The organism is Psychrobacter sp. ANT_H3 (genome assembly GCF_027919975.1).
Lineage (GTDB): Bacteria > Pseudomonadota > Gammaproteobacteria > Pseudomonadales > Moraxellaceae > Psychrobacter > Psychrobacter maritimus.
In genome coordinates this window covers 287413-298806 of record NZ_JAQISM010000004.1, presented here as the reverse complement: position 1 = coordinate 298806, position 11394 = coordinate 287413, and the positions used below count along the sequence as shown (strand labels likewise).

Here is an 11394-nt window from a genome sequence, read left to right as displayed (position 1 = left end):
TTCACAATCCCTGTTTTGGTAGTCGTGTTCCACTGTTCGATTGAAGTGCTAAAGCTGCTTTTTGGGCTTGCTCTTGGATGAACCTTTTATTGTAATGCGTCGCCGTACCAGATCCTTGATTCCATCCCATCAAATAAGAGCGATATTGCTCTTGTTGTTCCTCACTTACAGGTTTGTCCATTAAGTCCATTCTTTCTGAAAACTTACGATTCCATGTATGCCGTAGCTTATGGCCTGTTAATTTATACAAGTCAGGTGATACAGTTTTTACGATATTAACCACTTTGTAATAGCTAGATTTTGATATAGGCTGCCCAACTGTTGGCCCTTCTTTATGAGTAATAAATAGAAAATCGTTTCTCTTCGCATTAGTAACTTTACGCCTATCTTTGGTAATATATTCATGAAGCTCTTTGCTGAGAATTTCTCCAAGAAGTGTTGTACGTTCTAATGTCTTAGCGTTGGGTTCTTGTACTCTAGGATCATTTTTCTCATCAGCACGCCTAACAACTTTTAGTTGGTGCTTGGAAAAGTCAATGTCACTTATTCTTAAATTAAGTAATTCACCACCTCTAATTCCAAGGTAATATAGAATTAAAATCATTAGTCGATTACGTCGTTGTACCTGTTCACCAAATGGATTATGTTCTGACCCTACCTTTATTACCTCAAACAAGACTTCTAACTGGTCATCATTAAGTGACCTATCCTGATCTCGATTACGACCTTTTTTTACTGGACGTCGTGCTTTTATCTGTGTCTCTACTCTTTTTATTTGTCTCGCTTCAACTGTACTTGGTTGCTTGATCAAATGATTAGCATACCAACTTATGTATTGAGCAATGGTAGTCAAGCGCATGTAATGAGTTATTGAGCTAACTACACCTTCATTACCAACATAGCAACCCTCATCAACTACCTTGGAGAATCTTCTCTGAGTGTAGTCTCGCAAATCGTCTAATTCATAAGTTTCAAATAACTCTCGACATAGAACTCGTTCTTCAAGGTTTATATCTCTGTCATCTAAAAACCTAAGGAATATTGCTATGTTATTAGCTGCTGACAACATAGTTGAAAATGAGTCTGACTTATTACGAAGTTGGGTTGTGATGAATAAATTAGGGTGGTAGATAGGTAGCTGTGTTATTCGATCAATGACTAAGCAATAACGTTCTCCACTACTCATTGAAAAAGATGTCGTTCCAAAATAATTAATCATTAGGATACCTCAATACTTTACATAAATACAAAGTACACCATATCCCATTAATACTCAATATAAATTTTACATTATTTTAATCCTATAGATAAGAGAAAGCCCGCTAGTGGCGGGCTTTCTAGAACATATACTTTACATTAACGTCTAAGGTACATCCTAGAACGGAATATCATCATCTACAGGGCCATCAGGCATCGCTGTCGACTTCGACTGTGCTGGTGCTTGAGCGGGCTTATTAAATTGATTCTGCGCTGGTGCATTTTGATTGTTAAAGCTGTTTTGATTGCTGTTTTGGTTATTGCCTTGTGACATACCTTGAGAAGCTGGAGCGCCGCCTTGGTTATAGCCACTTTGCTGATTATTGGCTGGTTGACCATAATTATTTTGGTTAGCTTGACCCTGATTTTGATTTGAGCTTTGACCGCCTTGATTGCTATAGCCGCCGCCCTGATTACCGTAACCACCCTGACTTTGACCTGAGTTTTGACCACCAAAACTACCGCCGTCACCACTACCGCCGGTCGCGCCATCTAGCATTTGCATTTGCTCAGCACGAATCTCAGTAATATAACGGTCTTGGCCATTGGGATCTTGATATTTACGCGTACGCAAGCTGCCTTCGATATAGACCTTGCTACCTTTACGAAGATACTGTGCCGCGATTTCACCTAAACGATTAAACAATGAAATGCGGTGCCATTCCGTTGCTTCTCTTTTTTCACCGCTTTGCTTGTCAGTCCACTGCTCTGAGGTCGCAACCGAAATATTGGTCACGCTACCGCCGTTACTGAATTGACGTGCCTCGGGGTCTGCTCCAAGGTTACCGATGATGATAACTTTATTAACTCCGCGCATAATGTTGTCCTTTTATTGACAAATTGTTTTATGAATATTTTAATAACTATTAAATGAAACTGATTAATAATATCAGTAATATGAATTTACTTTAACCAATTTTTGTTTAAATATCTAGGGGGCTTTGCGCCAGATGCGACAGCTCTTGTCGCGAAGAATCGGTCAGCTGGGTTTTGTCTAATTTTAAATAAGCGACCTGCTCTTTTGCCATCACGACCAACTCATCAACGCCTTCTACCGCCAGCATTTGCCGTGACCAATCTTGGATATTGATATCTTTAGGAATGGTAACGGTGGTACTCGATAAATAAGGCGGCTGCGCAATCGGGATAATCAACAGTAACGCCGCGGCCATAATGGCGGCCAATATGCCCCACGCCAATAGATTGGGCTGGGTCAATAACAAACCACCCATTGCCCCGCCGACAAAAGCACCAAAAAATTGACTTGATGAGTTTAGTCCCATTGCCGTCGCTTTATTGGCAACTGGGGCACGCTTCGATATCCAAGACGGTATTGTAGCTTCGAGCAAGTTAAAGCCCATAAAATACAGCAATAAGCCTAAAATAATACCCACGCCGACCTGACTACCGATGGCCAATAACGCTAGGGCAGCCGTCATAAGTGCAATCGCGCCCAAAAATACTTGGCGCATTTTGCGTTTCTTTTCAGCGATGATAATAAAAGGTATCGCCACGGCAAAGCCAATAAACAATAACGGCAAATAAACCAAACCCTGCTGACGTACCGATAAGCCCAATACCTCATTAAGCTGATGCGGCAAGATAACAAAGATGGCGGTCATCGTTAAATGTAGGGCAAAAATACCGATATGCAAACGGTTTAAATCGCCAATCTTTAGCACTGTCGCTAATTGCTGCCCAATCGATTTATTATCAAGATTATGCTTAAGCACCCGTAGCGGCGTTGGTACAAATAGTAATAAAAACATCGCCAAAACAGCGAAACCTGCGGTCAACCAAAATAACCCTGAGATACCAAGCGAGCCGACCAATAACGGACCAAAGGCAAACGCCAACATAATTGAGGTGGCAATAGTTAGGCCCATGGTCGCCATTGCTTTGGTGCGCATTTCTTCGCGCGTAACGTCTGCTAACAGCGCCATCAATACCGCCGAAACCGCGCCACTACCTGCCAGCGCCCGACCGATAATGACCTCGTAAATATCTGTGGCATTGGCGGCGATGATACCGCCAAGCGCAAATAATATCAGACCCAAAAAGATAATCGGCTTACGCGGAAACTTATCAGCGGCAAGGCTCATCGGTATCTGAAAAATAGCCTGCCCTAGCCCATAAATACCGACCGCCAAGCCAATCAGAAACGGTGTCGCATGCGCATAATTATCACCATACACAGAAAATACTGGCACAATCATAAACAAGCCAATCATCCGCAAGGCAAATATACCACCGACCCCGAGGATTGCCCGTTTTTCTACGCTATTCATACTTGCCTCACTGGTTCATCATTGCTGTTTAATCACTGCAGCTCTGCTTGTATTATTACGACGCTTCAAGGCTTTAGCCTACAAATTAAGCCCCCTAGTATAAGACATTCGCCGTCTGGATGCCGAAACTTTTATATAGCTGCCGCAGCGGCAGTGGTAGCACCTACTCACGCTTTTTATGGAGCCGATAATTAGAGCCGATAATTTTGTTACCAAGTGCATCTAATGGGTCATTACACCTTGAATAATCCTGCTGTCATGACAATAAAGTAAGACGTTGAGAACATTTTGGTCTGAAAAATGCTCTGAAAAAACTTTATGACAAATCTTTTTATAAAACGACGTTATTCTGTCAAATCTATAACAAACCACTCATATTAGTGACCCTTTATTTAGATTACCTTTATCCATTTCAAGTATTAAAGGTATTGTACAAGAGATAACCATTACTATGGCTTTATGAAAACCACATACTTTTATAAAGCCATATTAATTTGAATAGCATTTTTAAAATTATCCACGTTTTCAATGAATCATTTAACTCATATTAATTGACCCTTTTAAATCTTTTAAAAATACCATTTTAGCAAATAGGAAACCTATCACCGATGGCACACGAGTATATTAAGGTTCGCGGCGCACGCACTCATAATCTAAAAAATATCGATTTAGACATTCCACGCGATAAATTTGTGGTAATTACCGGTTTATCAGGTTCTGGTAAATCTTCATTGGCGTTTGATACGCTTTATGCTGAAGGGCAACGCCGTTATGTTGAGAGTCTTTCGGCTTATGCCCGTCAGTTCCTCTCGCAAATGGAAAAGCCCGATGTCGATAGTATCGAAGGCTTGTCACCGGCGATTGCCATCGAGCAAAAATCAACCAACCATAACCCGCGCTCAACGGTTGGTACGATTACCGAAATTTATGACTATCTGCGCCTGCTCTATGCGCGTATCGGTACGCCCTTTTGCCCAGAGCATGGCGAGCCAATGGTCGCGCAGTCGGTGACTGAAATGGTCGATCAAGTCATGGCGCTGCCCGATGACACCAAAATCATGATTCTTGCGCCGGTTATTCGTGAGCGTAAAGGTGAGCATACCGTGTTGCTTGAGCAATTAATTGGTCAAGGCTTTGTACGTGTGCGCGTCGATGGCGATGTCTACGATACTGATGAGCTACCAACGCTCGATAAAAAGAAAAAGCATACCATCGAAGTCGTCGTTGACCGCTTTAAAGTCCGTGATGATTTAGGTAACCGCGTCGCTGAAAGTCTAGAGACGGCGCTACGTCTAGGACAAGGTCTGGTCACGCTGCACTTTATGGATGGCAATCCAAAAGAAGGCGGTGACGCTAACCAAGTGATGTCAGCCAAACATTCTTGCCCTGTTTGTGATCGCGCTGTGTCTGAGCTTGAACCGCGCATGTTTAGTTTTAACAATCCCTACGGTGCCTGCCCAAGCTGTGATGGTCTTGGCAAACGTCAGTATTTCTCTGCCGAAAAGCTGATTACCCATCATGAAAAATCGCTCAATCAAGGGGCGATTAATGGTTGGGATAAGCGTCATGCGTATTACTTCGGTTTGCTATCTACCGTTTGTAATCACTTCAAAATCGATATGGACGCACCGTGGCAAGAGCTACCAAAAGCGCAGCAAGATATCATCATGCAGGGCTCAGGTAAAGAGAAGCTGACGTTTAACTTTACTGATGAGCGCGGTCGCAAGACCAATAAGACTGTGCCATTTGAAGGTGTGCTGCCTTATTTAGAGCGCCGTTATGCCAAAACCCAAAGTAACCTTGTGCGTGACGAGCTAGCAAAATATTTAGCCGATACCACTTGTAACGTCTGTGATGGTGCGCGTCTCAATGAGATTTCACGCAACGTGCGCGTAGACGATCAAACCATCGCCCAAATCGTTAAGCTGTCTATCGGTGACGCTGCTGACTATTATAAGACGCTAAAAATTGGCGGTCATAAAGGTGAAGTTGCAGAAAAAATCTTTAAAGAGATTAATGAGCGCTTAAACTTCCTCGTCAGTGTCGGACTTGATTATCTATCGCTAGCCCGCTCTGCTGAGACGCTATCGGGCGGTGAAGCGCAGCGTATTCGTCTTGCCAGCCAAATTGGTGCAGGTCTGATGGGTGTGATGTATGTCCTCGATGAGCCATCAATTGGTCTGCATCAGCGCGATAATGATCGTCTGCTAAAAACTTTAACGCGCTTGCGTGATTTGGGCAATACTGTACTAGTCGTTGAGCATGATGAAGATGCTATTCGCCAAGCGGATCACGTTATCGATATCGGTGTTGGCGCGGGCGTCCATGGCGGTCATATCATTGCTCAAGGTACGGTCGATGACATCATGGCCAATAAAGAATCACTGACTGGACAATATATGTCTGGTAAGAAAAAAATCGAGATTCCAAGCATTCGTCATAAAGCCAAAACCATCGAGTCGGAAGTCAAAGGTAAAGCCAAGCCCAAGCAAGTCCCGATGACCATTGAGCTAAAAGGTGCATCCGGCAACAACTTACACGATGTTGATTTGACCTTACCAATCGGTATCATGACTTGTATCACTGGGGTTTCGGGTTCTGGTAAATCAACTTTGATTAATCGTACCTTAATGCCACTTGCGGCCACCCAGTTAAATAATGCGTCAACACTCATCGCTGATAAGCATGAGAGTATCACTGGTCTTGAGCATTTGGATAAAATGGTCGATATCGATCAAAGCCCGATTGGTCGTACGCCGCGCTCAAACCCAGCGACGTATACCGGTGTCTTTACGCCAGTGCGCGAGATGTTTGCACAAACGCAAGAAGCGCGGGCTCGTGGTTACAAAGCCGGTCGATTTAGCTTCAACGTCAAAGGTGGACGCTGTGAGATGTGCCAAGGTGATGGTCTTATCAAAGTTGAGATGCATTTCTTACCTGACATGTATGTGCCGTGTGATACCTGTGAAGGCAAGCGCTATAACCGCGAGACCTTAGAGATTCACTATAAAGGTAAAAACATCGCCGACGTGCTCGATATGACTGTTGAAGATGCGACTGAGTTCTTCTCAGCCATTCCAGCGATTTATCGTCGCCTACAAGCCTTGATGGATGTTGGTCTGAGTTATATCCGCTTGGGTCAGTCTGCACCGACGCTATCGGGCGGTGAAGCGCAACGTGTGAAATTGGCGCGTGAGCTTGCCAAGCGTGATACCGGACAGACGCTCTATATCTTGGATGAACCAACCACAGGTTTGCATTTCCATGATATCGATAAGCTGCTCAATATCTTGCATACTCTACGCGATAAAGGTAATACCATCGTGGTCATCGAACACAATCTTGACGTTATCAAAACGGCGGATTGGGTGATTGATCTTGGCCCTGAAGGTGGCAAAGGTGGCGGACTGATTATCGCTGAAGGTACGCCTGAGGAAGTGGCGGAAGTAAAAGGCTCATATACTGGTGAGTTCTTAAAGCCAATGCTTAAGCAGGCTATGAAAGAAATAAGTTAGTAGAAATTAGTTAATTATTAATAAAAGGCTACTCTTTAGGGAGTGGCCTTTTTTGTTGGTGGTGATATATAAAATAGACTTTAAAAACTCTATTTTAGAGAGTATAAAATCTTGACATTTGTTGCTCAAATATTACTGATAAGTTATAATCCTTATCTTATTTACCAAAAATTTAAGCAACTTTGTAGTACTTACCCTTGCAGAAATGTGCTCGGAATATTGCACATGAAGATAAAGTAGAAAAAAATGGCTCTAATTAACTGTCCTGAATGTTCTAAAAGAATTAGTGATCAAAGTACTGCTTGTCCTAGTTGTGGTTTCCCTACTCCTTCAGAACAGATAGATCACAATAATTTGCTAGCAAGCAGTCGTCAAAGACAAAAGAATAGTGGCTGTTCTGGCGCAACTATCTTCCTAATCATTATTATAGTTCTTATCGGATTTTGGCTTGTAAATGCTTATGATGGCTATACAGAAAAAGCACGACAATACAGTGAAGAGCAGTCAGAACCTGATAAAGAATCACCACAAGTCCAAGAATCAGTATTTGATTCTCAATTAACACAGATACCAATGTTACTTTCTGGTTCAGGTGAAGATGGGCGCTATTTTCTCATCTCTCACTTTACATCTTATGGTCTTGAAAATGTTACATATGCACGTAGAGGGAACGAAAGTGACGCTTATGGAGAGATGCAAATTGACTGTACAAACCATAAGATCAGAAAAATCTCCTCAGAGAATCTTGAGGCCTTAAAATCAGCAGATTTGGGGGACTGGTATACGCCAACACCGGATTGGACAGATCAAGATATTGTTAACTTCATATGTCCAATCAAAAGAGGAGTGTCAAAAAACATAGAACATCATGAAGTAGTTGAAAAAGTAGTAACGCTAGAAGCTCCAAAGAACGAAGTAGTTGAAAAAGTAACATTGGAGCAATTCAATCCAGAGCCAGTGATATCAGTAGAAGCAAGACCGAGGGAAGTTTTATTATCGAATGCCCCTTCGGGTAGTGAGAAAGAATATAAAGTACGGGAAACACCAATAAAAACAAAAGAACCTTACAACGAAAAAGTAGTTAATAAAGCAGCGGACGATAAAAAAGAGAGGGACATAGCACGCAGAAAAAGTGATGATCGAGCAATATGTGAACAAGCTATAAAAGTAAACAGTGCTTACCTAGGGAAGGACGAACCGGAATATAGTCAGTGGAAGGCAATTGAGCGTGCCAATTGTATGCAAGATAAACTATATGAGTGAAATTAATGGATACAAATCGGTGTTATTTGTAAGTAATGTATCAAAATGAGCCCAGAAGCGAATTAGACAGAACAAATATAGTCAATTTTGACTATGGGAATAAGCCATCTATTAGCTAAATACAGGAATAAATATGGCAATTATTAATTGTCCTGAATGCACACATAAAATTAGCGACCAAAGCGTGTCTTGTACTAATTGTGGATTCCCAACTTCTAAAATGAGATTTTCAATCAAATGTCCTGAATGTTCTGAGTTCACTACTAATCAAAGCACCTCCTGCGCTAATTGCGGCTTTCCTATTGGAAAACCTGTACCGTCTAAAGATATTCCACCTTCATACGAGGAACTTAAGCGGGTTAAGGAGCGTAATCTCGATAAGGCGTTTGAAGAACTTGAAGAGCTTGAGGAATATAGAGAATCTAAATGGATCGAGCACACACTCATGTTCATTATTAGCTGCATTATTATTTACTTGATATCGAAGGAAGATATTCACTATATCTTACAAAGTTTGTAGGTCTATTCTCAAATTGAAGAAAACACAGCATAAGTAACAATTGATATTAAAACGATAAATAAAGAATCGTAAGAAACGGAAACTATATGGCTATTATCGATTGTCCTGAATGCATGCACAAAATTAGCGACCAGAGCATCTCTTGTACTAACTGTGGGCTCCCGACTTCTAAAATGAAATTTTTAATGAAATGTCCTGAATGCTCTGAGTCTATTAGTAATCAAAGCACATCTTGTGCTAATTGTGGTTTTCCTATTGCTAAACCTGCACCATTTAAAGCTGTCCCACCTCCTCTACCCACTCAAAACCATACTACTATTGTACGAGTAAACAGCAGTAGAAAAAGCAAAGGCGTTGCAATATTGTTAGCTTTATTCTTAGGAGGTTTTGGGATACATAAATTTTATTTAAATCAGGTTTTTTGGGGTATTTTATATTTATTGTTCTGTTGGACATTTATACCAGCGATAATTTCTCTTTTCGAAATAATCATACTGTTATTCATGAATGAATCTGAGTTTAATCGACGTTTTGGGTAATGAGTATTCTGACTAACTTGATTTTTTTAAATCAGCAGATGTAGGGTACATTCCATGCACCGATAATAAATAGACCTATCATCTTTAATACTTTGCATAACTTTTTTGAATATTTCATACAATAATCTAAGTTAATCAAAACTAACCTTATTAAAATGGTGCGTTAGACGCACCCTACGCTACTGGCTATTAGTAACTGCTCTAGTGGGTGACCAAGATATGAGTGGAAAGCGGGATTGGCTCCCAGTAATAAAAGCGCTCTAACTAAACAAACTCCCTCTCAACATTCATCACTCTTGCATCTACCGTCCGTTCTATCTTCTCCTCGATTTGACTGCATTGCGACTCGACCTCACGTTTGGACAGCCCGACGATCACAAACGTCCATTCGCTGGCATCATGCCGATCACGCTCGCCGCTTTCACAGACCGCGACGCTTGGCGTATTGCCAAAACGTGCATGCAAGCCGCCCATACGTTGGCGCTTTTCTTTTAATGAGCTACATCCGGGTAGCGCAAAAGTCAGTGTTAAGATAGCGATATGCATTTTATTCTCCTTGCGACAGTGGTTTACGCTTTATAATAGTAGCAAATAAGCACGGCAAGTTATGCTATCGTTACCTTGCCGTATCGATAGACTATAACCGCTCACACTGTTTATGGTTATACCATTCACAAATATCACAATAGCCAATATGCGTATCTAATCAATGACCTCTATCAGCTACGTACAGCAACAGCACATTACTCGATTATGCGTGCGCTGCGGATTACTGCTTATGCAATACGGCGCTGAGTCTGCCGTGGTGGTGGACTTATCCAAACGCTTAGGGCTTGCCTTGGGGATGAACAGCGTAGAATGTTCGCTGAATTTTAATGCCATTACCTTGACCACTATCTGTGATGAGCGCTGTATTACCACCACCAGAGACACGATCAATCAGAGTATTAATGTCAATTTATTGGTACAAATCCAGCAAATTGTTAATAAAACCGAAGCTGCCATAGATAATGATGCGTTGGTTGACCGCACGACCCTTGCGTTTGATGAGTTAGATAATAAGTCGGTGTATCCAACATGGTTGGTGGGCATATTTGTTGGCGCGTCTTGTGCTGCGTTTGCTTATCTAAACGGTGGCAGTTGGTCAATTACCGCCGTGACCTTTATCGCAGGTATGGTAGCGATGTTCACCCGCATTTATCTGGCCAAGCACCATTTTAATCCCTTTATCACAGTCATTGTAACGGCTTTTATCGCCTCTTTAATTGGCTCGTCCACCTATTATTTTGATATTGGTAATAATGCCGATATTGCCGTTGCCTCGAGTGTGCTGCTACTAGTACCCAGCTTTCCTTTGATCAATTCTTTCTCAGATATCCTAAAAGGCTATGTCAATATTGGCGTTGGGCGTGCCGTTTTTACCTATATGCTCACCTTGTCCGCGTGCGTTGGTATCGTGATGGCGCTGGTTTTACTTAGAATACAGCACTGGGGGTTTTAAGATGTGGTTCATTAAAACCGTGGTGTTGTCATGCATTATTACCCTTGGTTGGACGCTGATGTTTAGCGTGCCCAAACGCTATATTTTGCCGTGTTTGCTGATGACCGCGTTTGGATTTGGGTTAAAAACAGCGCTTGTTTATCAGCACATCCATCTGGTGGTGGCTAGCTTTTTTGGGGCGATGCTTGCCAGCTTTTTGGGTGTCTACTTTTCTAAAAAATATACTCTGCCGCCCAAAGCGTTAATTTCACCGAGCGTCATCTGTATGATGCCAGGTATCGCTGCTTATAAGGCGATGGTCAGTATGGTGCAGATTGGTTATTTTGGTTTTTCCGACGAATTATTTAGCCAAATGATGGTGTATTTATTTGAGGCCTTGTTTGTAACCTCGGGATTGGTGCTAGGCTTATCCATTCCCGGACTGCTATTTTATAGGCGGCGCGCCATAGTTTAGGCGGGTATAAGTGGGTGTAGATGGGCTTAGATATCAAGCTATTTTCGCCTAAATACT

The 11394-nt window shown here is 42.0% G+C and carries 10 protein-coding genes; 6 read left to right on the top strand and 4 right to left on the bottom strand.

What is annotated here, in order from left to right; translation table 11 throughout:
• Position 1: 1 nt before the first annotated feature.
• The 3 genes from PG901_RS04080 to PG901_RS04070 form a co-directional block, all read right to left on the bottom strand.
• Positions 2-1219 (bottom strand): tyrosine-type recombinase/integrase, encoded by a 1218-nt coding sequence (locus PG901_RS04080; protein WP_271133596.1) that lies wholly within the window; start codon positions 1217-1219, stop codon positions 2-4.
• Between the two features lie 156 nt (positions 1220-1375).
• Positions 1376-2074, bottom strand: coding sequence for a single-stranded DNA-binding protein (gene ssb / locus PG901_RS04075; RefSeq protein ID WP_271133595.1), 699 nt, complete (start codon positions 2072-2074; stop codon positions 1376-1378).
• Positions 2075-2180: 106 nt separating this feature from the next.
• Complete coding sequence (locus tag PG901_RS04070; protein ID WP_271133594.1) at positions 2181-3545, bottom strand: MFS transporter; 1365 nt, start codon at positions 3543-3545, stop codon at positions 2181-2183.
• 608 nt (positions 3546-4153) lie between these two features.
• Here PG901_RS04070 and uvrA point away from each other — a divergent pair.
• The 4 genes from uvrA (at position 4154) to PG901_RS04050 (ending at position 9382) form a co-directional block, all read left to right on the top strand.
• Positions 4154-7060, top strand: a complete 2907-nt coding sequence (uvrA, locus tag PG901_RS04065; RefSeq protein WP_271133593.1) for an excinuclease ABC subunit UvrA — start codon at positions 4154-4156, stop codon at positions 7058-7060.
• Between the two features lie 246 nt (positions 7061-7306).
• Positions 7307-8323 (top strand): hypothetical protein, encoded by a 1017-nt coding sequence (locus PG901_RS04060; protein ID WP_271133592.1) that lies wholly within the window; start codon positions 7307-7309, stop codon positions 8321-8323.
• 133 nt (positions 8324-8456) lie between these two features.
• Positions 8457-8843: a zinc ribbon domain-containing protein gene (locus PG901_RS04055; protein WP_271133591.1), complete on the top strand. Its 387-nt coding sequence runs from the start codon at positions 8457-8459 to the stop codon at positions 8841-8843.
• Positions 8844-8929: 86 nt separating this feature from the next.
• Complete coding sequence (locus tag PG901_RS04050) at positions 8930-9382, top strand: TM2 domain-containing protein (RefSeq protein WP_271133590.1); 453 nt, start codon at positions 8930-8932, stop codon at positions 9380-9382.
• Positions 9383-9646: 264 nt separating this feature from the next.
• On the opposite strand, the gene PG901_RS04045 is transcribed toward PG901_RS04050, so the two are convergent.
• Positions 9647-9928 carry a DUF503 domain-containing protein gene (locus PG901_RS04045; protein ID WP_201589318.1) on the bottom strand — a complete coding sequence of 94 codons (282 nt, stop codon included), beginning with the start codon at positions 9926-9928 and terminating at the stop codon, positions 9647-9649.
• Positions 9929-10091: 163 nt separating this feature from the next.
• On the opposite strand from PG901_RS04045, the gene PG901_RS04040 reads away from it, so the two are divergent.
• Positions 10092-10883 (top strand): threonine/serine ThrE exporter family protein, encoded by a 792-nt coding sequence (locus PG901_RS04040; protein ID WP_271133589.1) that lies wholly within the window; start codon positions 10092-10094, stop codon positions 10881-10883.
• 1 nt (position 10884) lies between these two features.
• The gene (locus tag PG901_RS04035) at positions 10885-11337 is read left to right on the top strand and encodes a threonine/serine exporter family protein (protein WP_011280954.1); all 453 of its coding nucleotides are present in this window, start codon (positions 10885-10887) and stop codon (positions 11335-11337) included.
• Positions 11338-11394 lie beyond the last annotated feature (57 nt).